Source organism: Mesorhizobium sp. P3_A2 (assembly GCF_056403115.1).
Window position 1 is genome coordinate 269,625 of record NZ_JBFUGC010000002.1, and the last position, 24,547, is coordinate 294,171.

The following is a 24,547-nucleotide window of genomic DNA, read 5'->3' on the forward strand; positions in this document are numbered from 1 at the left end:
CAGGTCTTCCTGGGCAGTTGACGCTGGTTCCGGCATTCGCTAGCCTGAGCATCTCAGTTATGAATATTAAGCTTCTTAAGAGGGATAACTGACAATGCCTCTTTCCGCCAACTCGCCTCTCTACGCCGTAACCGCCGATATCGTCAACGCAGCCAAAGGTCCTGATGCTTTCGATCGGGTCAAGGCGGTGTTGCGCGAGCACACCGATCGTTTTCACGCCTCAGGCGTGCTTGCCCATGAAGAGGAAGACGATGAGGTGCTGCTGCATGCCAGCCCTGATTTGACGATCTACCACATCACGCTGTCGCCCGGCCTGCAGTATCCGGCGCACAACCATCTGATGGATGCGCTGATCGGCATCTACAAGGGCAGCGAGACCAACTTCATCTATCCCGTCGACGGCAGTGAGATCGATACACCGGAACGGCAGGACATCGCGGCCCCCGCCGTGGTGCACATGACCCCTGATACTGTGCACGCGGTCGCCAACACCGGCAGCGCCCGCTCCGGCGCACTGCATGTCTATCTCGGCGATCTGACGGAGATTGACCGCCATATGTGGAGCCCGGACAGCAACCAGGCCGAGCCGTTCGACAATGAGCGGTATCTGGCAGGGGCTCGGCCGATTGGGCAGACCGGCACCTGAAGCTCTCGAGCGACGAGTCGGTTCTTTGCCGGATAGGCGATCCAGCACCTAATCAGCTGTTTTGCCCAGCGTATCGGCAACCACCGCGCCACGCTCTCCCATTGGCAGAGCGGGACCCGTGGTCGAGTCGATTGCCGTCTGATGTTCCATCTCGGCATTGATTGCGGCGCCCGCGATGAGGATGATGACTGAAATCCATGTCCACATCATCAAGCCAACGACAGCGCCCAGCGATCCGTAGGTGGCGTTGTAGTTGGCAAAATGCTGCAGGTAGAACGAGAACAGCCACGATGCCGCGATCCAGACGGCGGTCGCCATCAAGGCGCCCCAGCTCAGCCATCGCCACTTCGCATGTTCGCGGCTCGGCCCGAAACGGTAGAGCAGGGAAATGCCTGTAAGGATGAAGCCTGTCAGGATCGGCCAGCGAGACACCGCAACAAGGGTCTCTGTCCAGGCGTCAAGGTAGAAGAAGCGCAACAAGGCCGGGACAACGCCAACCGTCAGCAACAGCACGATGCCGATCACCAGGGCTCCCATCGTGAACAGGATCGACATCAGATTGAGCGTGATGAAGCTGCGCTTCTCGCTTTCCTCATAGGCGATGTTCATCGCGTCAAAGAGCGCCTTCATTCCGCTGTTCGCGCTCCAGAGCGCGATCGCAAGGCCGACGAAGAAACCTGTTCCGAGCGCTCCCGGTTTCTGACTGGCCAAAGCCTGCAACTGTCCGCGAATGAGATCCAGTCCCTCCGACGGCAGCAATCCGCCGAGATAGGCGACATGGTCCGCGACTGTCACAGGATCGGCGACAAAACCGTAGATCGAGATGAAGGCGGCCAGCGCCGGAAACAGCGCCAGCAGCAGATAGAAGGTGGCACCGGCCGCGACCAGCAAGACCCGGTCCTTGTTGAACTCTTCCCAGAGCCGCCAGAAGATGTCCCTCCAGCCGAGTGCAGGAATCTGTGACGGCCAGGCCGCATCGCGACCACGGTCCCCATCCTCTGCCCTTATGGCGGCCTTGCTGGCTTCAGACGTCGCCAACGCACGATTGGCCGCTTCGGTATCGATCAACGAGGACTTGGTGTCCATCGCTCAACAGCCCCACACTCCGCATCGCTATAAAAGTTGCAGCTCCTCACAGGGACACTTTGGCGATCTTGTCCTTGTATTCCTCTTTCGGATCGAACCCGAGCAGCATTTTTATGCCTGCAGTCATGCTTGAGCCGTCGAGCCAGATCTCAGCTTCCTGCGGGTCGAACCTAAGCAGTGCCAGCCTCGGGTCGTCTTTCCCGCCTTCAAACCAGGCAGCGACAAAACGATTCCAAAGCCGATCGATGACCACTGGGTTGTTGTCCAGAAAAAGCTTCCCCTGCACTGTGGCGAACAGGTCGTGACCCTTCGATGTGAAGGTAGCTGTCGCGCCGTTGCCATCTTTCAGGCCCTCGACAAGCTCGGTGTCTGTGGCCGTGAAGAACCAGATCGGCCCCTTCCGATCCTCAATCTGGGCTGTCATCGGACGCGGGATGACCTTGGACCCATCGAGGCCGATCATCATTGTCATGTCGGATTTCAACGACTTCCAGAACCTGGCTTCGAGTTCGGCAGGGCTGGCCATTGGACTTCCTTTCAATGGACGAAAGAAAGCAAACGACAGCCGGCTGCATCTGTTCCAATTCATTGAAAGATCTTGCTTGGGTTCCGCCAGCCAACGGCCGGCGCAGCGTTGCGCCGGCGCCGCGATGTAAACCAGCCCCGCCACGCGCGGATCAGCCCTGGCGTGCGTGATGAGCGTGCCGCCATAGGAATGTCCGACCAGGATCGCAGGGCTGCCGACCCCGCCAAGGCAGCTTTTCACGGCGGCGACGTCGCCGGCGAGCGAATCGAGGCCGTGCGATGGCTGCCAACGTCCTGAAGACCTGAGCGAAACACTCAGTCGGTGGCACGATTGCGGCGGAAGAACCAGCCAAAGTAGAGGCAGATCAGGAAAAGCGCAAAATGGATCGTCCCGCGCACGCCACTGAGTTCGGGGGACTGAATGGCGTTTGTCCACATCAGCGGGATCGGAATCTTCGCCAGATAAAAGTAGAACTGCATGCCGCTGCTGACGAAGAACGCGCCGGCCAGAAATTTTCGATACTCGCGGAATCGCACCGCCGCATAGATCGTCGGCAAACCGACGATGACGATCCCAGCCACAAGATAGGGAAGCATAACCGGCTCCAGGGCAGGCCCTTGTCATCCATCATCCTTAACGGCATTATATTCGAGATATGCCGAATATGTCAAACAATCGCCCTGCCGAACAACGCTTCATCGAGAATGCGGCCAGGTTGCTGATCCCCTGGGGCGTGCCCCAGACAGCGGCGCGCCTCTACGGCTACCTGATGCTTTGCGCCGAGCCGGTCAGCCTCGACCGCATCACGGCAGACCTCGAGATCAGCAAAAGCAGCGCAAGCGTCGCGGCGCGGTTGCTGGAAGGCTACAGGCTCGCCCAGCGCCACGGCGAGCGCGGAAGCAAGCGCGCTTTGTACGCGGTGTCCGACAATTGCGAGGGCATGCTGACCGAACAGAACCGCTTGCTCGACGCGCTCGCCGATCTCATGAAGAACAGCACGGACGCCGTCGCGTCGGGAGCAGCGCGCGATCGCCTCGACGAAATGGCGGCGTTCTACCTGGCGATACGCCAAGCGATGGAGACAGCGCTGGGGCAGTGGCGCGCGAAGAAGCCGCGATCCCGATCGACATGATCGGTCGGCATTCCAGTCCGGAGACAAATCTGCCGAGGGAGGTGGCGCCATGGAACAGACCAAGACGCCCCGGGAGCCGCCCGCTATGTCGCGCAGCACAGGCATTGCCTATGCGATCGGCCTGCCGCTGGGGCTGCTGGGATTGATCTTCGTCCCGGCCGGCACGATTGCCTGGTGGCCCGGATGGGTGTTCCTTGCCGTTCTGATTTCGGCGTTCGGCGTCTCGGCGCTGGTGATCGCGCGGGTCAATCCGATCATCTACCGCGCGCGTAGCCGGTTCCAGCCGGGCACGAAAGGCTGGGACAAGGCGCTGCTCGCGGTCATTCTGCCGGCGATGGTGGCGATCCTGCCGGTGGCGGCGCTCGACGCCGGGCGCTTTCACTGGTCGGCTGTTCCCGTCTGGGCGGTGCTCTGCGGCTACATCGCCGTGCTGGCGGGCGTCGCGTTGACCGGATGGGCACAAGCGGTGAACCCATACTTCGAGCCGGGTGTCCGCATCCAGTCCGAACGGCATCAGCGCGTGATCGATGCCGGTCCATACCGTTTCGTGCGTCATCCTGGCTATATCGCAGCGCTGTTTCTGTTCTTCGGCATGGCGCTTGCGCTGGCTTCGTTCTGGGCCCTGGTGCCCGCCGCGCTGGCGTCGGCGCTGCTCGTCTTGCGCACCGCTTGGGAAGACCGGCTGCTGCGGGCCGAACTTCCCGGATATGACGATTATTCCCGTCGCGTGCGGCACAGATTGGTCCCCGGCTTCTGGTGAGGGCGGGAATCCAATCAGCAATTCCAGGAAAAGTGTGAAGCGGTTTTCCGTCCGAAACTACGCAAAAACAAGAGGTCTAGGCAGGCACGATCGAGCTCGGTCTTGAGGTAGCGGAGGTCGCGAGAGATCGCGCCTTTGTTCAGGAATATCAGGGGCGCAAACAGCGCGTATTTGCGCTTGATGTCCCAGGTTCGACAGTCTCATGCGACGGTTCTCATCCACGCCAGGAAGGACTCTATCACCGCGGATCTCGGACTGTGGGGCATCCAAACAATATAAAAACTGTAGCCCGGCAAGGATAATTGATGCGCTTTGACGAGCGAGCCGTTTTCCAGTTCACGGCCAACCACGACGTCACTACAGATCGCAATGCCTTGCCCGGCGACCACCGCATCGATCGCATGCAGTTCCTCGCGGAAGCTCAAATCCCAAGCTTTGTGCGGGATTAGATCTGGATCGATCGAACGGGCCGTTGCTAGCCACCGGGTCCAGGTGGGAGCGTCCGGATCCCGGTTCATCCAGTCAAAATGGATCAAGGGATAACGCAGGAGATCGGCAGCACGCTCAATCGTTCGCTCGTCGCTTGCCAATAGTCGGGGACTGCAAATGGGAAAGAAGGAATCGCGACATATCTCCTGCATGGCAAAGCCCAGAGGCGGGCGACGTGTGTAGCGGATCGCCACATCTGCGGCGCCGGCGCGTAGATCGAGTACTGCGTCCGTCCCGATGATATCCAGTGGTACGGCCGGGTTGGCCTCTCGCCATTTCGGCAATCGAGGCACCAGCCATCGACTCGCGAAAGCGTTTGGGCTTGTCACCCGCAATGGCGCTTGAAAATCCGGCTCGGCGACTGCGGCAAGCGAGCCGGAGAGAAGATCAAAGCCGTTGCGGAGGATGGGAAACAGTCGCGCTCCCGCGCTCGTCAGCACCAGCGGGCGCGGTCGGCGCTGGAACAGCTTGCGATCGCATATATCTTCCAACAGGCGGACTTGGTGGCTGATCGCTGTCGGCGTCACGCCGAGTTCCGCCGCTGCGGCCTTGAAGCTGCCGTGCCGAGCGGCGGCCTCGAAGGCGTGCAAAGCGCGGAGAGGCGGGTAGTTTCTCATGCCGGGAGTGTAGATGAATTCCTCTCATCCAGCAGCTAAGAATTTCGCTTTTGCAGAGGGTTGCGTCTCTGTGAGAACATAGTCTTGCCAGAACCGAGGGCGATATCGATGGAGATTCCACGACAGACCGAGGCGCTATCGGGCCGATCTCATTCTCCGAGTGCGGCGATTGAACAGCTACGGCGAGGCTTACGGGGCGAACTGGTGTTGCCGACGGACGCTACCTACGACCAGGCGCGCAGGGTCTGGAACGGGGCGATCGACAAACACCCTGCTGCAATTGTCTTTTGCGCTGACCCTGATGACGTCGTCCATGCCGTGACCTATGCCAGGTCAGAAGGCTGTCTCGTGGCAGTTCGCAGCGGCGGCCACAACGTCGCCGGTCTATCCGTCTGCGACGATGGGGTGGTGATCGATCTATCCCGCATGAAGAAGATCGAAGTCGATCCTGAGCGTCGCATTGCAAGGGCCCAAGCTGGTCTGACCCTCGGCGAGTTCGACGCAGCCACGCAGGCCCACGGCCTCGCCACAACCATGGGGGTCAACGGCGACACCGGTATTGCCGGCCTCACGCTGGGCGGAGGCTTCGGCAAGCTCGGGCGAAAGCACGGCCTGAGCTGCGATAATTTGATCACGGCTGAAATCGTCACCGCCGACGGACGGTTGTTGCGGGCAAGCGCCAGCGAGCATCCCGATCTGTTCTGGGCCTTGCGAGGCGGCGGAGGTAATTTCGGCATCGTGACGGCATTCGAATACCGGCTGCACCCGCTCGGCCCGGCGCTTCTCGTGGGCTCGGTGCTTCACGATTACAATCATGCGCGCGAGGCCATGCGGTTTTACGATAAATTCTCCCGCGACGCCCCGGACGAGGTGAGCGTCGATGCCGCGCTCGTCACGCTGCCCTCAGGCGAGCGTGCCTTCAACATCTCGGCTTGCTATGTCGGGTCGCCCGAAGCGGGCGAACCAGCCATCGCGCCGCTGATGAAATTCGGATCCCCCATCGACAGTCGCCTTCAAGCCATTCCCTATCTTCAGATCCAATCGGCGGGCGACAGCCTCTTTCCACGCGGGCGACGCTATTACTGGAAAGCGCAGTTCATGCGCGAGATCAGCGATGGCGCGATCGAGGCCCTGCTCGACGCTTACGCGAGGGCTCCCAATCGCTTCTCGCTGCTGGTTTTCCAGCAGGTCGGCGGCGCCATCGCTCGCGTGCCCGCATCGCACTCGCCCTACGCCAATCGCGATGCGGCCCTTGACTGCTTCCCGATCGCGATCTGGGACGATCCGGTCGATGATGAGGTGAACATCCGCTGGGCGCGCGGCCTGTGGAATGCGGTCAGGCCATTCTCCACCGGCGGTGTCTATGCCAACAATCTTGGTGATGAGGGTGACGAGCGCGTGCGTGATGCTTACGGTGGCAATTATGCACGCCTCGCCGCGATCAAGAAGCAATACGACCCGACCAATTTCTTCCGACTGAACCAGAATATCAGGCCCGAATAGTTCGGAATATCAGGGGGAACCGTGCGCAGCCGCTGGACGATCCTTGCTGTCCTGTTTGTCGCCCGCGCGGCAATGGCGTTTCAGTTTCAGAGCGTCGGCGCCGTCGCGCCTCTTATCAGCGACAGCGTCGGTGCGAGCCTGGCCGACATCGGCATTCTAATCGGCCTCTATCTTGCACCGGGAGTCGCATTGGCCCTGCCTGGCGCGACCGTCGGCCAGCGCTATGGTGATAAGGCGACCGTTCTCGCCGGGCTCCTGATGATGCTGGCGGGTGAAATGCTGATGGCGGCGGCGCCGTTCTGGAGCCTGCAGATCGGCGGCCGATTGATAAGCGGCACTGGCGGCGTTCTCCTGAACGTCCTGATGACCAAGATGGTCGCCGACTGGTTTGCCGGCCGGGAAATCGCAACGGCCATGGCCATCTACATCAACTCGTGGCCAGCGGGCATCGCTATCGCTCTCATGCTGCTGCCGGCAATCGGAACGACATTCGGGGTAACCGCCGTGGGCATTGCCGTTTCGGTTCTGGTCATTGTCGGCATCGGCCTGATGATCTTCATCTATCGCGCCCCGGAGGTATCGCCCGCCGGTGGCGTCGAGCGCTCTGGCATTTCGGCCGGGACAACCTATGCCCTCATCGCCGCCGGCCTGATCTGGTGCCTCTACAATGTCGGCTTCGCAATGGTCTTCAGCTTCGGTCCGTCGATGCTCGTCGAGCGCGGGTGGTCCAACTCTGCAGCGGGATCGACGATCAGCGTCGTGCTTTGGCTGGCCACGCTTTCGGTCCCCCTGGGTGGCTTCCTGACCGATCGCACCAAGCGCGGCGGCGCGGTTCTCGCTACGGGCTGTGTAGGCTTTGCATTTCTGATGCTCCTTCTGTCGCGAAGCGGACCAGTGCTAGCCCTCATCATCGCCATGGGAATCGCAGGCGGCTTGCCTGCCGGCGCGATCATGAGCTTGCCGACGCGCGTGCTCAATCAGAAGACGCGGTCGATCGGGATGGGAGTGTTCTACACCGTCTACTATGCCGGCATGCTGGCTGGGCCGGCGATCGGCGGCAAACTTGCAACCTGGGCCGGCACCGCGGCCGTCGCGCTCGATTTCGGCGCTGCCGCGCTCCTCCTTTGCCCTCTCCTCCTTTGGTCATTCCACCGGATCAGCCGCCTCCCACAGCCGATGGTGGTTCCATCCAGGCAAGGCGGCTAGTCGTGCTGGGACCGCCGGTACGCTCGATGACGGGAAACGGCGGTCTATGGCGTTCGCAAGTCAGGACGATTTAGAGTCAAATGGCGCGCCCGAAGGGATTCGAACTCCTGACCGCCCGATTCGTAGTCTGGTGCTCTATCCAGCTGAGCTACCGGCGCAACAGGCCGTGCTTGGCATAGCCCCGCGAACCCATCGTGAACGACCGGTCGTTTTCGCATTCAGCCCTTGCGCTCCTGAAGGCTGTTGCCGCCGTCGACCACCAGCAGGGCGCCGTTGACGTAGCTGGCGCCTTCCGATGCCAGGAACACCACCGCTGCGGCGACCTCGTCCGGTCGCCCAGCCCGCGCCGGTGGCGTGTGCAGGGCAGCTTGCCGCTCCATTGGGCTCGACGAGCCCGTTTCGATCCAGCCGGGGGCCACGGCATTCGCCGTGATGCCGCTTCTTGCCACTTCGAGGGCCAGCGTGCGCGTCAGGCCGACCATGCCGGCCTTGGCGGCCGAATAGGCTGATGTGCCTTCGAAAGACACCAGCGGCCCGGTAACCGACGCCACATTGACGATGCGCCCATAGCCTGCCTCCACCATCGCCGGCAGAAAGGCGCGGGTGACCAGGAACGCGGTCTTCAGGCTGACGTCGATCCCTTGGTCCCAGTCGGCCTCGGTCATGGCGAGAAACGCCTTATCAACCGAGGGCGATGCCAGCGAGCCCATGCCGGCATTGTTGACCAGGATGTCGACAGCGCCGACATCAGCCCGCAGCTGCGCGACTTCGGCTGCGATGGTGAGATCGGCTACCGCGGCTTTGGCATTGATGCCTTCGGCGCAAAGCTCGGCGGCGCGATCGAGTACACGCGTGCTGGCACCGTTCAGGAAAACGGCATGACCGGCAAGGCCGAGCTGCCTCGCAATCGCAAAGCCGATGCCGTCGGTAGCACCCGCCCCCGTGATCAGCGCACGCTTGGTGGTAGAAGAAGGCATAGTCAAATCAGACTCCGCTGGCTCCGCCGTCGCAGTCTTACCACGCACATTGAGCGACGGTGCTGCGGAGATCTGCATCGGAAGAACGGCGAGTTCCGGCGCCAATGGCGTATTCTGAAATGGCGCGCCCGAAGAGATTCGAACTCCTGACCCCCAGATTCGTAGTCTGGTGCTCTATCCAGCTGAGCTACGGGCGCGCAACAGGCCATGACTTGCATAGCCCCGCGATCCGATCCTGGCGACCGGCCGCGACGAGACGTGTTCCCTAACGACTGAATTTCCGAAAAGCAAGCCGATCCCGCAAAAGTTTTGTCGCAGACGCTTTCGACGGTGCAGATCAAGGTGCGACGAGATTCAGCGCAGGCCGGCCTCGCTTGAACGCCGACACACCTTAGGCCGGGCGGCGCAGGCCGTTGCGGGCCTGGTCGAGGCGGACCGGCTGGTCGGGGATGGTGACGGCGAAGGTGGTGCGGCCGCCGATCGATTCAACCAGCTCCACCGTGCCGCCATGGGCGCGGATCAGTTCATGGGCGATGGCCAGGCCAAGGCCGGTGCCGCCGCTACGGGCCGAACCGCGAAACGCCGCGAACAGGTTTTCGCGCGCCTTGGGCGGCAGGCCGGGGCCGGTGTCGGTGACGATGATGCGGCTGACGCTGCCCATGCGCTCGGCCGACACGGCGAGCCGGCGCACCAGCGCGCTCTCGGAGTCGGCTGCCATCGCCTGCACGGCGTTGCGGCACAGATTGGTGAGCACGCGAAACAGCTGGTCGGAATCGGCGTCGACCTCGAAAGCGAGCTCGACGGCGTTGACGAATTCGATGCCGTCCTCGATGTCGAGCAGGCCGTGGACGTCGTCGACCAGCTGGCGCAGCCGCAAACGGCGGCGCGAGGGCGCCGGCTCCTGGGTGCGGCCATAGGCCAGCACGCCTTCGGAATAGGACACGGCGCGGTCGAGCGCGCGTAACAGCTTCGGCGCAAAAGCCTGCACGGTCGGGTCCTTGACCAGGCGCAGGCGGTCCGACATCAGCTGCGCCGAGGCCAGGATGTTGCGCATGTCGTGATTGATCTTGGAGACGGCGAGGCCGAGATCGGCAAGATGCTTCTGCTCCGACAGCATCTTTTGCAACCGTTCCTGCATCTGCGACAGTTCGCGTTCGGCAACGCCGATCTCGTCGGCCCGGGCGGCCGGATGGATGATGCGCCCGGGATCGTCGGGCGCTTCGGAGAAGGACAGCATCGAGCGCGTCATGGTGCGGATCGGGCCGATCATGATCAGGTCGATCGCGGCATAGACCAGCATGGCGGTGAACAGCGAGATCAGCAGCGAGACGAAGGCGACATTGCGCGAATAGCGCAGCATGGCGTTGCGCAAGGAATAATCGGGCATGATCAGCTCGAATTCCTTGTCGCTTTCGCCGACCGGGCCGAAAACCCTGAGCATACGCTTGCCGCCGAAGAACAGCGTGTCGAGCGCCCCGGTCATGCCCTTGATCATGCCGACATTGGCGATGTCGATATGCTCGTCGACCTGCGGCGGCATCTCGGCCACCACCAGGAGGCGCGAGACGCCGCCGTCGCGCACTGCGATCGCCTTGGCGCCGATCGCCATCAGCACGTCGTTCTGGGCGGTGCGGGAGAGCGAATTGGGCTCGCCCTGCACCAGCACGATCGACACGGCGGCGGCGGTGCTGAGCCTCTCCTTCAGCCAGGCCAGGCGGTAGCTGGCGATCCAGGGCAGGAAAATGAGGACTTCGGCCAGGAGCACGAAGACGATGGTGAGCAACAGCAGCTTGGTCGACAGGCCGCGCGCCAATGGCACCGAACGGCTCGGAGCCGGGCGAGCGGACGCCGGGCTGGCGTCGGCTTTCGCCGGGCCGGTCCCTTCATCCGCGGGGGCAAGTTCGCTCATTAAGGCCTGTCTTCACAAACGCTTGATCGGTTGAGATTAGGCGATTGCGGCTTTTTTGCCAATTTCATCCTTCGTTGGACGATGGTACCAGCAATAAAACCGCCTCGAACTGGTCGTTCGCGCCGTGACGAACTGTCGTTCGCACTGGATTGACTCCCAAAACCCTTCTTTCTATAAGCCGCTCACGCTCGGGCCATTCGTCCCGGCGCGGTTTCGATCGCGCCAATACCGGCCCGGCAAAGCTCCTGTTACACAGTGACAGAATCAAGAAGGGCCGCACCCCGCGGTATTAAAACAAATGAAGCGTACCTACCAACCGTCCAAACTCGTCCGCAAACGCCGGCACGGTTTTCGTGCTCGCATGGCCACCAAGGGTGGTCGCGGCGTCGTCGCAGCTCGCCGCAACCGCGGCCGCAAGCGGCTCAGCGCCTGAACGGAAGACGAGATCGTTGCCCGCAACCGGCAAGCCAGTGGGACCAAACCCCAAGCGGCTTCTGAAACGTGCGGAATTCCTGGCCGTCCGCCGCGGTGAAAAGCGGCGCGGGCGGCTTTTTCTCGTTGAAGTTCTCGACCGCAATGACGGTCTGTCGCCGCGCGTCGGCTTCACCGTCACCAAGAAAGTCGGCAATGCAGTCGTGCGCAACCGCATCAGGCGGCGACTGAAAGAAGCCGTGCGCACCCATGCCGCAAGTGACATGGCGCCCGGCAATGACTATGTCATCGTCGGGCGTGAAGACGTGCTTACCATTCCGTTCGGCCAGTTGAAGGCCGAACTCTCCCGCCGTCTCAGCGGAACACGATAGGCCAAGGGCTTTCGATGGAAAACAACCGGAACTTCTACATCACCATCGTCTTGTCGGTGCTGATCCTTGGGCTGTGGCAATATTTCTACGTGCTGCCGCGCAGCGAGCGGCAAGCCGAAGCCACGCGTATCGAAGAGCAGCGGGCGGCGGAGCAGAAGAAGGCGGCCGAGGCCGCAAATCCCGGCGGCACGACAGCGCCCGCGGCGCCCGGCGCCATTCCGAACGCGCCCGGCACCTACGTCACGACGCCGGAAGGCCGTGCGCAGGAAGTGGCCAAGACTGCCCGCGTCAAGATCGACACGCCAAGCCTGTCGGGCTCGATCAACCTGACCGGCGGCCGCCTCGACGACCTCAAGCTCAAGCACTACACCGAGACGGTCGACAAGACCTCGCCGCAGATCCAGTTGCTCAACCCGCAGGCGCTGCCCACCGGCTACTATGCCGAGATCGGCTTTGTCGGCAGCGACACGACCGGCGCGGTGCCAGGTCCGGAAACCGTCTGGAGCGTCGACGGCAATGCGACGCTGACGCCGACTACGCCGGTGACGCTGACCTTCACCAACGACAAGGGCCTGACCTTCAAGCGCACGATCTCGGTCGACGGCGACTACATGTTCACCGTTTCCGACGCGGTGCAGAATTCGGGCTCGGCTCCTGTCACGCTGTCGAATTACGGCCGCGTCATCCGTTTCGACAAGCCGGCCGTTGCCAGTTCCTATGTGCTGCATGAAGGCCTGATCGGCGTCACCGGCACGGAAGGCCTGCAGGAGCACAAATACGCCGACATCGAGAAGAACAAGCTCTACACCCCAAGCAAGTCGACCGATGGCTGGCTTGGCATCACCGACAAATACTGGGCGGTCACCCTGGTGCCGACCGAGAAGCAGCCATTCCAGCCGCACTATGCCTATTACGACAATGGCCGCCCGCGCTACCAGTCGGACTTCCTCACCGACCCGATCGCCATTGCCGCTGGTCAGTCGGCGACGGTGGAGACCGAGATCTTTGCCGGCGCCAAGGAAGTCAACAAGATCAACGCCTACGCCCAGGACCGCCACATCAGGCTGTTCGACCGGCTGATCGATTGGGGATGGTTCATCTGGATCACCAAGCCGATGTTCTACCTGATCGACACGCTTTACAAATTCTTCGGCAACTTCGGCCTAGCCATCCTGGCCACGACGGTCGTCGTGAAAACCATCTTCTTCCCACTCGCCAACAAATCCTACGCGTCGATGGCGAACATGAAGAAGGTGCAGCCCAAGATGCTTGAGATCCGCGAGAAATACGCGGACGACAAGATGAAGCAGCAACAGGCGATGATGGAGCTGTACAAGACGGAGAAGATCAATCCGCTCGCCGGCTGCTGGCCGGTGGCGCTGCAGATCCCGGTGTTCTTCTCGCTCTACAAGGTGCTCTACATCACCATCGAGATGCGGCACGCGCCGTTCTTCGGCTGGATCCAGGATCTGGCGGCGCCGGATCCGACCTCGATCTTCAACCTGTTCGGCCTGCTGCCCTTCGCGCCGCCCGCCTTCCTGCCGCATATGGGCGCCTGGGCGGTGGTCATGGGTATCACCATGTTCCTGCAGATGCGCATGAACCCGACGCCGCCGGATCCGACGCAGGCGCAGATTTTCACCTGGATGCCGGTGATCTTCACCTTCATGATGGGCAGCTTCCCGGCCGGCCTGGTCATCTACTGGGCTTGGAACAACACGCTGTCGATCCTGCAGCAGGGCGTGATCATGAAGCGCCAGGGCGCCAAGATCGAGTTGTGGGACAATCTGGCGGCGCTGTTTCGAAAGAAACCATCGCCGGCTGAGTAGCCGGCGCCCATTCCAATCGAAAAAACCCCGGCCTGTTGAACTGACCCCCCGAAAGTTGGACACAACCTTCGGGGGTTTTTGTTGGACGAAACGCGCATCACGTTCCCGTGAAGGGCGAAACCTGAAGCACGTGAAGGGCGTGTCTCATCCTGTATCGCCCAGAACGTTCAGGACGGATCACCCTTCATTGGAAAATTGCTTCGCTGGAGCCGCATCCTCATGACCTATGTCGCGGGGACATTGGTGCTGGTGGCCGACTTATCGTGTAACTATTTGTTTCTATTATTTTTTTGCATTTGTTCTCGAAACTATCCCGGGCAATGCCGCGTAACTCTCCCCGACAATCGAATCAACAATTGTCGCAATGGAAGGGTTCTCCAATGACACAGTCCATCCTCAAAGCTCTCTGCATCTCTGCCGTCCTCGCGGCTTCCGGCCTCACCGCCACGACCGCCTACACATTCGCCAATCCCGCCGTCGGCGGCGCCGCGATGTCGACCACGAAGAACATCGTCGAGAACGCCGTCAACTCGCCGATCCACAAGACGCTGGTGGCAGCCGTCAAGGCCGCCGGTCTTGTCGACACGCTGCAGAGCGCCGGTCCGTTCACCGTGTTCGCGCCGACCGATTCCGCCTTCAAGAAGCTGCCCGCCGGCACTGTCGCCACGCTGGTGAAGCCCGAGAACAAGGACAAGCTGACCAAGATCCTGACCGCGCATGTCGTTTCCGGCAAGATTTCGGCCAAGGAGATGATGACCAAGGCCAAGGCGATGGGCGGCAAGTATGAAATGAAGACCGTTTCCGGCGACACGCTGACCGCCGAGGTCAAGGGCGGCTCGCTTTACATCGTCGACGAATCCGGCGGCGCCGCCAAGGTGACGATCGCCGACGTCAACCAGTCGAACGGCGTCATCCACGTCGTCAACAACGTGCTGTTGCCGAAGTAACGGCTTCCGGAAAAGGGATCACGGCAAGTCGCCACGGCTTTTCCCGGCTTGCCATCCCCGCCATGTGTCGCGGAAGCCGTCTTCGACACGGCCGGGGTCCTGCTTGTCCTTCGCAGGGCCCCGGTTTGGTTTTTCACTCAACGACGGCGCTGTGGTCGACCTTGGCCGGTGTCGCAGGCTTGCGCAGCAAGAACACCAGCGGGATGGCGGCTAGCGACAGGATCATCATCAGCTTGAAGTCGTTCATGTAGCTGATGATCGTTGCCTGCAGCGTGACGACGCCGTCGAGCGCGGCGCGGCCGGCGGCGGTGTAAGGGTTCATCGTCGAAGGCAGCTTCCTGCTGCCGCCCGGGGCCGCGAACGTCCAAGTCTATCAGGGCGGTGGTTTCGACCGCGCAATGTCGGATCCGATCGTCATCTGCCGCGGCACGAAGTGACCGTCGAAGCCCTGCAGGGCTCGCTCATCGGACGATTGGTGCTATAGGGCGGATCACGCTATTTTGAACGGCGCACGCGGATTGCGCCTGCGCCCGGCTGCCACTTCTCAACGGACCTCGCCATGGACGGACCCAACCCAGACATCAAGCACCCGATCCCGATGCACACCCGGGTCGGCTTCCTGAAGCCGCTGGTCACGGCACCGAATATCGAGATCGGCGACTTCACCTATTATGACGATCCGGACGGACCGGACAAATTCGCCGAGCGGTGCGTTCTGCACCACTATCCCTTCATCGGCGACAAGCTCATCATCGGCAAGTTCTGCGCCATCGCCGAAGGGGCGCGTTTCATCATGAACGGCGCCAACCATGCGATGTCCGGCTTCTCGACCTATCCGTTCAACATTTTCGGCCATGGCTGGGAGCACGGCTTCGATCCGAAAACGTGGTCGCAGGAAGTGCGCGGCGACACGATGGTCGGCAATGATGTATGGATCGGCATGGATGCGGTGATCATGCCCGGCGTGTCGATCGGCCATGGCGCCATCGTGGCGGCGAAATCGGTGGTGACGCACGACGTGCCGGCCTATGCGATCGTCGCCGGCAATGCGGCAAAGGTGGTGAAGATGCGCTTCGACGACAGGACGGTGCGGCGATTGCTTTCGGTGGCGTGGTGGAACTGGCCGGTGAACAAGATCGGCCGCAACCTCAATGCCATCAGGGGCGCCGATATTTCCAGGCTGGAGGCAGCGGTTTGAACGCGTTGGGCAATACGGTTATCGGCGTCGAGCTGTTCACCAAAGGGTGGATATTCATCCGCGGCGTGCCGGCGATGAAATTCCTGCCGCCGGAAGGGCCGCCGGAAATCGCTTTCGCCGGCCGCTCCAATGTCGGCAAGTCGTCGCTGATCAATGCGCTGGTCGGCCATAACGGGCTGGCGCGCACATCCAACACGCCGGGGCGCACGCAGGAGCTCAACTATTTCGTGCCGGGCGGGTTTTCCGGCGAAGGCACCGACCTGCCGCCGATGGCGCTGGTCGACATGCCGGGCTACGGTTATGCCAGCGCGCCGAAGGAAAAGGTCGACGACTGGACCAAGCTGGTCTTCGACTATCTCAAGGGCCGTGTGACGCTGAAGCGTGTCTATGTGCTGATCGATGCCCGCCACGGCATCAAGGCCAAGGACGACGAAGTGCTGTCGCTGCTCGACAAGGCGGCGGTGTCCTACCAGATCGTGCTGACCAAGACCGACAAGATCAAGGCGGCGGGCGTGCCGCGGCTGATCGAAGAGACGCTGCTGAAAATCAAGAAGCGGCCGGCGGCGTTTCCGTTCGTGCTCGCCACATCATCGGAAAAGGGCGAGGGTCTCGAGGAATTACGCGCGGCGATCGTGCTGGCCGCCAATGGCGGCTGAGCGAGCCAGCTAGGCCTTTGCCTTGGCCTTCGCCTCCAGGGCGATCAGCTGGTGACTTTCTTCCTCGGCAAGCTTTTCGGTGCCGTAGTACTTCAGGAACACGTCGACGCCCGTCCGCACGATGTGGTCGATTTCATCCTGGCTTGGCGCCTTGGTGCGGTAGGCGAAGATGCACTGGCGGAACAGGCCGGCCAGGCACAATTCGGTGAACTGATAGGCGGCAAGATCGACGTCGTCGATCTTGAGCAGGCCGCGATCGACGGCGGCATTGAGGAACTGAGCCACCTTGTCGTGGCCGCGTTTGGGGCCGCGCTCATAGAACCGCGCGCCCATGTCGGGTATCCTGTCGGAGGCGCCGATGACCGTGCGCTGCGCCTGGATGACCTTGGCCGAGGTGATCTTCATCGACAGCACCGTGCCGAACTTCACCAGCGTCTGGCGCAGATCGTCGGCGCGGTCGAGCATATCGTACATGTTCTTGAAGATGGTGCCGCGCTCTTCCTCGATCAGCGCCTCGAACAGTTCTTCCTTGTTGGCGAAGTAGACATAGATCGTGCCCTTCGAGACGCCGGCCTCGCGGGTGATGTCGTTCATCGACGCCGCTTCGAAGCCCTTGTCGATGAACACGCGACGGGCACCCTCGATGATCTGACTGCGCTTGACCGGATCCTGGCCCGCCGCCGGGCGGCCGCGACGCGCGCTGTCCAGCACATCGCACGAATCATTTTCGGCGTCGGCTAACGTGTCGGCCATAAAAGTCACACCTCGCAAAATAATTCGAACCGAGCGGTTCGATTGCCCTTGATATGGGCCCACTTTAACGCTATGTCAACGTCCACATCGAACCGAACGGTTCAGTATAACACGATTTCCTTATATAGCGACAGTAGCGAGATATCATGTCCTCGAACACCCCAACCACGACCGCCGAAGTCCGGCCCTTCCCCGCCGCCAAGGTCTCGCCGGTGATCGAAGCTCCGGAAGCGCCTCCCAAGCCTGCCGCCGAAGTTCTGGCCGAGACCCCCGAGAAGAAGAAGCGCTCGGCGCGCTCACTGATGTTGCCGATTATCGGGATCGCGCTGCTGAGTGCCGGCGCCTGGTATGGCTATAACTACTGGACCGACGGCCGGTTCCTGATCTCGACCGACGACGCCTATGTCCAGGCCGACATGTCATTCGTTTCGCCGAAGATTTCCGGCTATGTCGACAAGGTCGAGGTCTCGGAGAACCAGCAAGTCAAGGCCGGCGACCCGCTGCTGACCATCGATGACGGCGACTACAAGATTGCCGTCGCCCAGGCAGAGGCCCAGATCGCCACCCTGACCAAGACGCTCGATCGCATCGATGCGCAGACCAAGGCGGCACAGGCGTCGCTGCAGCAGGCGCAGGCGCAGAAGGTCGCCGACCAGGCAGCCGCCGACAACGCCGCCCGTGCCCAGCAGCGCGCCGCGCAACTGGTCAAGACCCATGTCGGCACGCAGGCGCAGCTCGACGATGCCCAGACCGCGCTCGACCAGGCCAATGCAGCCCTTGTCGGCGCCGATGCGCAGATCGCCGCCGCACAGGCCAATATCGGCGTGTTCGAGGCGCAGCGCGCCGAATCGGCCAGCACGCTGGCCTCGCTGCAGTTGAGCCGCGACAAGGCAGCGCGTGATCTGTCCTTCACCGTGCTCAAGGCGCCGTATGACGGCGTCGTCGGCAATCGTTCGGTCGAGCAGGGCGACCTCGTCAGCCCCGGCCAGAAGCTCGCCGTCGTGGTGCCGATGGACAAGCTCTATATCGTCGCCAATTTCAAGGAGACGCAGCTGGCCAAGCTGGTGCCCGGCGAGAAGGTGCGGGTCTCAGTCGACGCCACCGACGGCCATGATTTCGAAGGCACGGTCTCGTCGTTGGCACCGGCTTCGGGAGCGGTGTTCTCGCTGCTGCCGCCGGAAAACGCCACCGGCAACTTCACCAAGGTGGTGCAGCGCGTCCCGGTTCGCATCGAAGTTCCGGCCGATGTGCTGAAGGCGGGCAGGCTGCGCGCGGGCTTGAGCGTCATCGTCGCCGTCGACAGCCGCACGGCTCCGGCCGCGGCCAACTGAGCGGCTGCCGGGAGAGAACGCCATGGCAACCGCAACCATCACTGCTGGAGCCGTGCCGGCACCTGCCATGCCGGCGGTGCCGACCACCATCTCGACGCGCCGCCTCATCGCCTTCCTGGCGATGGTGTTCGGCATGTTCATGGCGATCCTCGACATCCAGATCGTCTCGGCCTCGCTGGCCGAGATCCAGGCCGGCCTGAGCGCCAGTTCCGATGAAATCCCGTGGGTGCAGACCGCCTATCTGATCGCCGAAGTGGTGATGATCCCGCTGTCGGGCTTCCTCAGCCGGATGCTGTCGACGCGCGTGCTGTTTGCAGGCGCCGCGGCCGGCTTCACGGCGGCCAGCGCGCTGGCCGCGACCGCCACCAACATCGACCAGATGATCGTCTACCGCGCCATCCAGGGCTTTATCGGTGGCGGTATGATCCCGAGCGTCTTCGCCGCTGCCTTCACCATCTTCCCGCCGTCGCGCCGCGCCATGGTGTCGCCGATGATCGGCCTGGTGGCGACGCTGGCACCGACCATCGGCCCGACCGTCGGCGGCTATATCAGCCATGCCCTGTCGTGGCACTGGCTGTTCCTCATCAACGTCGTGCCGGGCATTCTGGTTACGGCGACGACCTGGTCGCTGATCGATTTCGACAAGCCCAATCTCGGCCTGTTCAGCAAGTTCGACTGGTGGGGCCTTGCCGGCATGGCGGCTTTCCTCGGCTGTATGGAGTATGTGCTCGAGGAAGGTCCGAACCATGACTGGCTGCAGGAACAGGCCGTGTTCATCTGCGCCATCATCATGGTCTTCGGCGCGGTGCTGTTCTTCTGGCGCGCCTTCACCGCCGAGGAGCCGATCGTCGATCTCAAGGCCTTCACCAACATCAATTTCGCCTTTGGCTCGCTGTTTTCCTTTGTCATCGGCATCGGCCTCTATGGCCTGACCTATCTCTACCCGGTGTTCCTCGGGCGCATCCGCGGCTACGACTCGCTGATGATCGGCGAGGCGCTGTTCGTCAGCGGCCTGGCAATGTTCGTCACGGCGCCGATTTCCGGCATCCTGTCGAGCAAGATGGATTTGCGCGTCATGATGATGATCGGGCTGCTCGGCTTTGCCGCCGGCACCTGGTGGATGACGCATCTGACGGCCGATTGGGATTTCTATGAGCTGCTCATCCCGCAGATCCTGCGCGGCTGTTCGATGATGCTGTGTATGGTGCCGATCAACAACATCGCGCTCGGCACCTTGCCGCCGGACCGGCTGAAGAACGCATCGGGCCTGTTCAACCTGACCCGTAACCTCGGCGGCGCGGTCGGCCTTGCCGTCATCAACACCGTGCTGATCGATCGCAGCGCGTTCCACTACGCCCGGCTGGCCGAGCATGTCGAATGGGGCAGTGCCGCGGCCCAGCAGAAGCTGCAGAACATGACGCTCGACTTCCAGCAGACGCCCGGTCTCGACGCCACCAAGGCGGCGATCTCCAAACTGTCGGGCATGGCCCACCAGCAGGCGTCGCTGCTGTCGTTCATGGACGTGTTCACCATGCTGACCGCCCTGTTCGCGATCATGGCTGTTTTCACCATGGTCATCTCCAAGCCGGCGCCGCCTGCGGGCGGTGGCGGCGGAGGCCATTGAGCGCGTCGGTTCCCCCGCCTGGCGCCCTCATGTGTGACCCCGGAAATCAACCCCCGATTTCCGGGGTCACGATTAAGTACTACCGAGATTTCACGACCTTTATGCCGCGGCAGCCGGCCCGAACCATCTGGTCAGCGCGTCGGTCAGGCCCGCCGATGTCGGACCACCGACCCAGGCCACATGACCGTCGGGCCGAACCAATACGGCGCCGGGAGCTTCGACCGCGCCCAGCACAGGCAGCTCCCATGCACCATCATATCCAGCGTCGACCGAGCGAACCCGATCCGCCCATGGGCCGATGTCGAAAGCGCGGGGTTTTCCAAAGTTGAGCAACAACGGTCGCGCGTCGTGCAGCAGCGCAAAGACCCGCAGCGGCCCGTCGGCGGTGACGAGGTCGAGATCCGGCATGCGACGTCCCAGCAATTCGTGGCCCTCGCCGACATCGTAGCGAATATCCAGGCCGGACATCATGCCCGCAAAATGCTTGCGCGGCTCTTCCATGGCGAGAAGCTCAGACACGGTGCCTCGCAGCGCCTTTATGCGTTCGTCTTCACGGCGCAGCACGACCGCCGACATGGTGTTTTGCAACACCCTGGCGGCAACCGGATGACGCTCGGCCTGATAAGTATCGAGCAGGCTTTCCGGCGCCGTTTTCCTGACCACCTGGGCGAGCTTCCAGCCCAGATTGACCGCGTCCTGCACACCAAGCTGCATGCCCTGTCCGCCGTCCGGCGGATGCACGTGGGCGGCGTCGCCGGCCAGCAGCACCCGCCCCTGGCGGTATGACGCTGCCTGCCGGGCCATATCGGTGAAACGGGACAGCGATGCCGGATTGTGGACGCCATAGTCGGTGCCGAAGACAGCAATGAGCGCGTCGCTCAGATCGCGCAGCGTGGGCGGCGCGACAGCCCCGACCTCGCGTTCGGTCACCATTACCCGCACGGTCCCGTCGTCCAGCCTGGTGAGACCATGAATACCTGTTGCATCGCGGTGGATGCCCCAGTTCGGCTCCTCTGTTACCTCGACCTCGCCAATCAGGTTGCTGGTCGTCGGATCCGAACCCGGGAACTCGATGCCCGAAGCCTTGCGCACGAGACTTCTGCCGCCGTCGCAGCCGACGAGGTAGTCGGCACGAAGCGAGCGGCCATCGCTGACCGCGACGTCGACGCCGCTCTCATCCTGCACGAAAGCCGTCACCTCGCAGCGACCGTAGATCGTGACGCCAAGCTCCTCCACCCAGTCGGCAAGGATGCGCTCTATATGCTTCTGCCACAAAGCGAGCCCGTAATTGTGGCGGGTGGGAAAGTCGCTGATATCGAGTGAAACCCCGGCAAAGCCGGCGACCTGGGCAGTCCGCCCTTGCGCCAGAAACCGGTCGGCAATGCCGCGCTGGTCGAAGATCTCGATGGTTCGTGCGTGCAGGCCGCCGGAGCGCAACCCGTCGAGCTCCTGTCCAATGCGCCGCTCCACGATGGCGACATCGATGCCGGCCAAGGACAGCTCGCCGGCCAGCACCAGTCCGGTCGGCCCGCCTCCGACGATCACCACAGGATGGGAGATTTGCGACCGGTCGGCATCAGCATGACCGGTCGATTTGCGCTCGCTATGGCGAGCCCGTTCTTCAGTTGGTTGCATAGGTTCTGGCCCTCTCGTTCAGGGCTGCGGAATCTACGCATAAAAAGGCATCTGCCAATTCTTGATTTTAAGAGTTTTGGCCCCATTTTCATGGGTAGGAGGCGGTCGTTGCACCGCCTCCCAAATTCCCGACATCGCCAAGAGACGCTGGACGGTCAGGCAGTGGCCGGCTTGAAGCTGAGCGCGACGCCGTTGATACAGTGGCGCAGGCCGGTCGGCGCCGGACCGTCGTCGAAGACATGGCCGAGATGGCCGCCGCAGCGGCGGCAGTGGACCTCGGTGCGGGTCATGCCGAGCGAACGGTCCTCGGTCTTGCCGATGCCGTTGGGGATTTCCTGCCAGAAGCTCGGCCAGCCGGTGCCGGAATCGAACTTGGTTTCCGAGGGGTAGACCGGCAGGTCGCAGCCGGCGCAGGCGAAAATGCCCTTGCGGTGCTCATTGAGCAGCGGGCTGGTGCCTGGATACTCAGTGCCTTCCTTGCGCAGCACGTTGAAGGCTTCGTCGGACAGGATGGCGTGCCACTCGGCGTCGGTCTTGGTGACCTCGAAAGTTTCGGCTGCCCTCGCGGTCTGGGTTCCGCCCATGCGCAACGTTGCCGCCGCGCCGGCCACGGCAGCGATGGCGGCGCCGCTCAAAAGCAAATCTCGACGGTTCATGACAGAAATCCTCCTGCGAGTTGTTTTGCCAAATTTGGCCGCCACTGGAAAATCAAGAGCCGGTGACGGTTGCCCTGCAAACGAACGCTCCACACCGGCTCCGCGCTTGCTGCGGACGGGATGGAGCGCTCGGTCGTTTGCGCGGCCCACGGGGCGCGAGCCGCGCAATCTGCAGGGAGCCTTGACCAACTGTTCGTCGGCGGCAGGCGCTTTGTTACATCTTCGGCAGCAGAACCTTGTCGATGACGTGGATGACGACGTTGGCCTGCTCGACATCGGCGATCGTCACATTGGCGACAGTGCCGTTCTCGTCGGTGACGGTGACCTTGCCGCCATCGGCCTTGAGCGACAGCTCGCAGCCGCCGACCGTCTTGACCTTGTGGGTGCCGCCGTCGGCCTTGGCCATGGCGGCGACATCCGCGCCCATCGCCTTGGCGCCGATGACATGGCAGGTGAGGATCTTGGTGAGCTTGTCCTTGTTTTCGGGCTTGAGCAGCGTCTCGACCGTGCCGGCCGGAAGGGCTGCAAAGGCGTCGTTGGTCGGCGCGAAGACGGTGAACGGGCCGGCGCCCTGCAACGTCTCGACCAGGCCGGCAGCCTTGACGGCCGCGACCAGCGTCGTGTGGTCCTTCGAATTGACGGCGTTCTCGACGATGTTCTTGTTGGCGAACATGGCGGCGCCGCCAACCATCGGATTCTCGGCATAGGCAGCGGTGGCGAGGGCGGAGACGGCAATGGTACCGGCGAGCAAAAGGGTGGCGATTCTACGCATAGTGTTCGAACTCCTCGGGTTATTGTTCCTCTTTCGGGAACATGAGGAGATACGGAGAAGAACTTCTTGAGTTTCCGCGCGCCGGAAAAATTGTTCTCTATTTTGTCGGCGAATTACATTTTCGAGTCACCGAATCATTAATTTTCGTCACCGGCGGCCAGAACGAAAACAGCGGAAGATATACTTCCGCTGCTCTTTATGATCGCGTCATCACCTTGAGATCTATCAGATACCCTTCAGATCGCCCGCGGCAACAACCGGCCCGGTCGGCTGTCCGGTCGGCGAACCGCCTGTCGGCTCGACGCTGACGGCGAGCACGGCGCCTTGCGCCAGCTTCTGCTGCACGGCCGGGGTAACCGGGATGTGCGTGGTCTGGCCAGCGGGAATGATGCCCATCGAGACCGGCGCATTCTTGCCTTCGATCATCCACAGCTCGAAGTCCTTGCCGGCGGCGCGTTCGCCCGACACCAGCGACAGGCCGACATCGCGGCGTGCGGCGTCGTAGACGACGAGGTATTTGACATCGCTGCCATCGGCAGTCAGCGAGGCGACGAGGCGCTCCTGCGGCACGACGACCGGCGGCCTGACGTAGGGAACGGCGACGTAGAGCACCAGCGCGGCGAGAGCCGCCGCGGTGAGGCCCCGCCAGAAGGCGAGGCTGGCCCACAGGCTGCCGCTCGGCGCCGCGGTGGTCGACGCTGCGGTGGAGGAGAACAGCCGGCGATCGATAGCCGGCTTGACCGTGGCCGGCGGCTCGACTTCCGCATAGGCGGCGGCCATCGGCGAAAGGTGAACCTCCCACGAATCGACGAGACGAGCGAAGCCGGTCTCTGTGTCAATACGTCCGGAGGCTATCTGGCGTTCGTCCGCCGGCAGCACACCGAGAACGTATTCGGCTGCGAGCAGGTCGTCGCCTCCACGTTCCGGTCCATTTTCTTCTGCCAGGGTCATCTTTCCAGACATTCTCTAAGTTTCAGCAGGCTGCGGCGCAGCCATGTTCGCATCGTGTTCAGAGGAACCTTGTGACGTTCCGCCAGGTCGGCGTAACTTTCGCCGTTCAAATAAGCCCCCCGAACGGCCTGCGCCCGGTCTTGTTCCAACTCTTCGAGGCACTGGTAGATGCGCTCGGATTCGCCGCCCGCAACAACCATGGCCTCGGGCCCCGGACCCGGGTCAGCCACGTCGAGCGCGGCATCGATATCGGCAGCAGGCTTGCGCCGCGATCGGATGCGATCAATCGCATGATTGCGGGCTATGGCTACCAGCCAGGAGATTGGGCTGAGATCAGAAACGGCGAAACGATCGGCCTTGGTCCAGACTTTGACGAAGACTTCCTGCAGCGCTTCTTCCGCATCTCCCCGGTCCTTCAATACACGAAGGCACACGCCGAAAAGTTTCGCGCTTGTCTGCCGGTAGAGCAGGTCAAACGCAGCCCGATCCTTCATCGAAGTCCGGACAATCAGGGTGGAGATGTCCTGCGGCGTCATGCCGA

Annotated in this window: 25 protein-coding genes, 2 tRNA genes and 2 pseudogenes; 13 read left to right on the forward strand and 16 right to left on the reverse strand. The window is 62.4% G+C overall.

Going from position 1 to position 24,547, the window contains the following annotated elements:
• Positions 1 to 94 precede the first annotated feature (94 nt).
• A complete protein-coding gene (locus AC1DXM_RS05785; RefSeq protein WP_477232187.1) occupies positions 95 to 646 on the forward strand; it encodes an autotransporter in 552 nt (183 codons plus the stop codon).
• 48 nt (positions 647 to 694) lie between these two features.
• On the opposite strand, the gene AC1DXM_RS05790 is transcribed toward AC1DXM_RS05785, so the two are convergent.
• The 4 genes and pseudogenes from AC1DXM_RS05790 to AC1DXM_RS05805 form a co-directional block, all read right to left on the reverse strand.
• The gene (locus AC1DXM_RS05790) at positions 695 to 1,732 is read right to left on the reverse strand and encodes a YihY/virulence factor BrkB family protein (protein ID WP_477232188.1); all 1,038 of its coding nucleotides are present in this window, start codon (positions 1,730 to 1,732) and stop codon (positions 695 to 697) included.
• Between the two features lie 46 nt (positions 1,733 to 1,778).
• Positions 1,779 to 2,321, reverse strand: a complete 543-nt coding sequence (locus tag AC1DXM_RS05795) for a pyridoxamine 5'-phosphate oxidase family protein (protein ID WP_477232470.1) — start codon at positions 2,319 to 2,321, stop codon at positions 1,779 to 1,781.
• 12 nt (positions 2,322 to 2,333) lie between these two features.
• Positions 2,334 to 2,621: pseudogene (locus AC1DXM_RS05800) on the reverse strand (alpha/beta fold hydrolase); the annotation flags it as partial.
• Positions 2,573 to 2,854: a hypothetical protein gene (locus AC1DXM_RS05805; protein WP_477232189.1), complete on the reverse strand. Its 282-nt coding sequence runs from the start codon at positions 2,852 to 2,854 to the stop codon at positions 2,573 to 2,575. The pseudogene AC1DXM_RS05800 and the gene AC1DXM_RS05805, both read right to left, overlap by 49 nt.
• 119 nt (positions 2,855 to 2,973) lie before the next feature.
• Here AC1DXM_RS05805 and AC1DXM_RS05810 point away from each other — a divergent pair, with 119 nt between their 5' ends.
• Positions 2,974 to 3,390: a GbsR/MarR family transcriptional regulator gene (locus AC1DXM_RS05810; protein WP_477232190.1), complete on the forward strand. Its 417-nt coding sequence runs from the start codon at positions 2,974 to 2,976 to the stop codon at positions 3,388 to 3,390.
• Positions 3,391 to 3,439: 49 nt separating this feature from the next.
• Positions 3,440 to 4,150, forward strand: coding sequence for a methyltransferase family protein (locus AC1DXM_RS05815; RefSeq protein WP_477232191.1), 711 nt, complete (start codon positions 3,440 to 3,442; stop codon positions 4,148 to 4,150).
• 200 nt (positions 4,151 to 4,350) lie between these two features.
• On the opposite strand, the gene AC1DXM_RS05820 is transcribed toward AC1DXM_RS05815, so the two are convergent.
• Positions 4,351 to 5,256 carry a LysR substrate-binding domain-containing protein gene (locus tag AC1DXM_RS05820; RefSeq protein ID WP_477232192.1) on the reverse strand — a complete coding sequence of 302 codons (906 nt, stop codon included), beginning with the start codon at positions 5,254 to 5,256 and terminating at the stop codon, positions 4,351 to 4,353.
• A gap of 204 nt (positions 5,257 to 5,460) precedes the next feature.
• Between AC1DXM_RS05820 and AC1DXM_RS05825 the strand changes: the two genes are divergently transcribed.
• Positions 5,461 to 6,759, forward strand: a complete 1,299-nt coding sequence (locus tag AC1DXM_RS05825; RefSeq protein ID WP_477232193.1) for an FAD-binding oxidoreductase — start codon at positions 5,461 to 5,463, stop codon at positions 6,757 to 6,759.
• A 21-nt stretch (positions 6,760 to 6,780) separates the two neighbouring features.
• Entirely contained in the window at positions 6,781 to 7,965 is a 1,185-nt protein-coding gene (locus AC1DXM_RS05830; protein WP_477232194.1) for an MFS transporter, read from the forward strand.
• 81 nt (positions 7,966 to 8,046) lie between these two features.
• Here the strand turns inward: AC1DXM_RS05830 and AC1DXM_RS05835 are convergent.
• From AC1DXM_RS05835 to AC1DXM_RS05850, 4 genes are all read right to left on the reverse strand, one after another.
• Positions 8,047 to 8,123 (reverse strand) — tRNA-Arg (locus AC1DXM_RS05835).
• Positions 8,124 to 8,183: 60 nt separating this feature from the next.
• Positions 8,184 to 8,942, reverse strand: coding sequence for an SDR family NAD(P)-dependent oxidoreductase (locus AC1DXM_RS05840; RefSeq protein ID WP_477232195.1), 759 nt, complete (start codon positions 8,940 to 8,942; stop codon positions 8,184 to 8,186).
• Positions 8,943 to 9,062: 120 nt separating this feature from the next.
• Positions 9,063 to 9,139 (reverse strand) — tRNA-Arg (locus AC1DXM_RS05845).
• A 194-nt stretch (positions 9,140 to 9,333) separates the two neighbouring features.
• Positions 9,334 to 10,851, reverse strand: a complete 1,518-nt coding sequence (locus AC1DXM_RS05850) for an ATP-binding protein (protein ID WP_477232196.1) — start codon at positions 10,849 to 10,851, stop codon at positions 9,334 to 9,336.
• Between the two features lie 298 nt (positions 10,852 to 11,149).
• Here AC1DXM_RS05850 and rpmH point away from each other — a divergent pair, with 298 nt between their 5' ends.
• The 4 genes from rpmH to AC1DXM_RS05870 all read left to right on the forward strand — a co-directional run bounded on the left by rpmH (position 11,150) and on the right by AC1DXM_RS05870 (position 14,430).
• A complete protein-coding gene (gene rpmH / locus AC1DXM_RS05855; protein ID WP_008833937.1) occupies positions 11,150 to 11,284 on the forward strand; it encodes a 50S ribosomal protein L34 in 135 nt (44 codons plus the stop codon).
• Positions 11,285 to 11,300: 16 nt separating this feature from the next.
• Positions 11,301 to 11,654 (forward strand): ribonuclease P protein component, encoded by a 354-nt coding sequence (gene rnpA, locus AC1DXM_RS05860; protein WP_112559842.1) that lies wholly within the window; start codon positions 11,301 to 11,303, stop codon positions 11,652 to 11,654.
• Between the two features lie 14 nt (positions 11,655 to 11,668).
• Complete coding sequence (gene yidC, locus AC1DXM_RS05865) at positions 11,669 to 13,483, forward strand: membrane protein insertase YidC (protein WP_477232197.1); 1,815 nt, start codon at positions 11,669 to 11,671, stop codon at positions 13,481 to 13,483.
• 380 nt (positions 13,484 to 13,863) lie between these two features.
• Positions 13,864 to 14,430: a fasciclin domain-containing protein gene (locus AC1DXM_RS05870; protein WP_477232198.1), complete on the forward strand. Its 567-nt coding sequence runs from the start codon at positions 13,864 to 13,866 to the stop codon at positions 14,428 to 14,430.
• A gap of 133 nt (positions 14,431 to 14,563) precedes the next feature.
• On the opposite strand, the pseudogene AC1DXM_RS05875 reads toward AC1DXM_RS05870, so the two are convergent.
• Positions 14,564 to 14,752 (reverse strand): annotated as a pseudogene (locus tag AC1DXM_RS05875) (EmrB/QacA family drug resistance transporter); the annotation flags it as partial.
• A 237-nt stretch (positions 14,753 to 14,989) separates the two neighbouring features.
• Between AC1DXM_RS05875 and AC1DXM_RS05880 the strand changes: the two are divergent.
• Positions 14,990 to 15,628 (forward strand): CatB-related O-acetyltransferase, encoded by a 639-nt coding sequence (locus AC1DXM_RS05880; protein WP_477232199.1) that lies wholly within the window; start codon positions 14,990 to 14,992, stop codon positions 15,626 to 15,628.
• A complete protein-coding gene (yihA, locus tag AC1DXM_RS05885) occupies positions 15,625 to 16,284 on the forward strand; it encodes a ribosome biogenesis GTP-binding protein YihA/YsxC (RefSeq protein WP_203277501.1) in 660 nt (219 codons plus the stop codon). The genes AC1DXM_RS05880 and yihA overlap by 4 nt, the downstream gene beginning before the upstream one ends.
• A 9-nt stretch (positions 16,285 to 16,293) precedes the next feature.
• Here yihA and AC1DXM_RS05890 read toward each other — a convergent pair whose 3' ends face one another.
• Complete coding sequence (locus tag AC1DXM_RS05890) at positions 16,294 to 17,037, reverse strand: TetR/AcrR family transcriptional regulator (protein ID WP_192256962.1); 744 nt, start codon at positions 17,035 to 17,037, stop codon at positions 16,294 to 16,296.
• A gap of 146 nt (positions 17,038 to 17,183) precedes the next feature.
• Between AC1DXM_RS05890 and AC1DXM_RS05895 the strand changes: the two genes are divergently transcribed.
• A complete protein-coding gene (locus tag AC1DXM_RS05895; RefSeq protein WP_477232200.1) occupies positions 17,184 to 18,368 on the forward strand; it encodes an HlyD family secretion protein in 1,185 nt (394 codons plus the stop codon).
• Between the two features lie 22 nt (positions 18,369 to 18,390).
• A complete protein-coding gene (locus AC1DXM_RS05900) occupies positions 18,391 to 19,992 on the forward strand; it encodes a DHA2 family efflux MFS transporter permease subunit (RefSeq protein WP_477232201.1) in 1,602 nt (533 codons plus the stop codon).
• Between the two features lie 99 nt (positions 19,993 to 20,091).
• On the opposite strand, the gene AC1DXM_RS05905 is transcribed toward AC1DXM_RS05900, so the two are convergent.
• From AC1DXM_RS05905 to AC1DXM_RS05925, 5 genes are all read right to left on the reverse strand, one after another.
• On the reverse strand, positions 20,092 to 21,627 hold the full coding sequence (locus tag AC1DXM_RS05905; protein ID WP_477232202.1) for an FAD-dependent monooxygenase: 1,536 nt from the start codon (positions 21,625 to 21,627) through the stop codon (positions 20,092 to 20,094).
• Between the two features lie 155 nt (positions 21,628 to 21,782).
• Entirely contained in the window at positions 21,783 to 22,283 is a 501-nt protein-coding gene (gene msrB / locus AC1DXM_RS05910; RefSeq protein WP_477232203.1) for a peptide-methionine (R)-S-oxide reductase MsrB, read from the reverse strand.
• Between the two features lie 214 nt (positions 22,284 to 22,497).
• Positions 22,498 to 23,055, reverse strand: a complete 558-nt coding sequence (locus tag AC1DXM_RS05915; RefSeq protein WP_477232204.1) for a fasciclin domain-containing protein — start codon at positions 23,053 to 23,055, stop codon at positions 22,498 to 22,500.
• Positions 23,056 to 23,280: 225 nt separating this feature from the next.
• Positions 23,281 to 24,006 carry an anti-sigma factor gene (locus AC1DXM_RS05920; RefSeq protein WP_477232205.1) on the reverse strand — a complete coding sequence of 242 codons (726 nt, stop codon included), beginning with the start codon at positions 24,004 to 24,006 and terminating at the stop codon, positions 23,281 to 23,283.
• Complete coding sequence (locus AC1DXM_RS05925) at positions 24,003 to 24,542, reverse strand: sigma-70 family RNA polymerase sigma factor (protein ID WP_112559010.1); 540 nt, start codon at positions 24,540 to 24,542, stop codon at positions 24,003 to 24,005. The genes AC1DXM_RS05920 and AC1DXM_RS05925 overlap by 4 nt, the downstream gene beginning before the upstream one ends.
• Positions 24,543 to 24,547 lie beyond the last annotated feature (5 nt).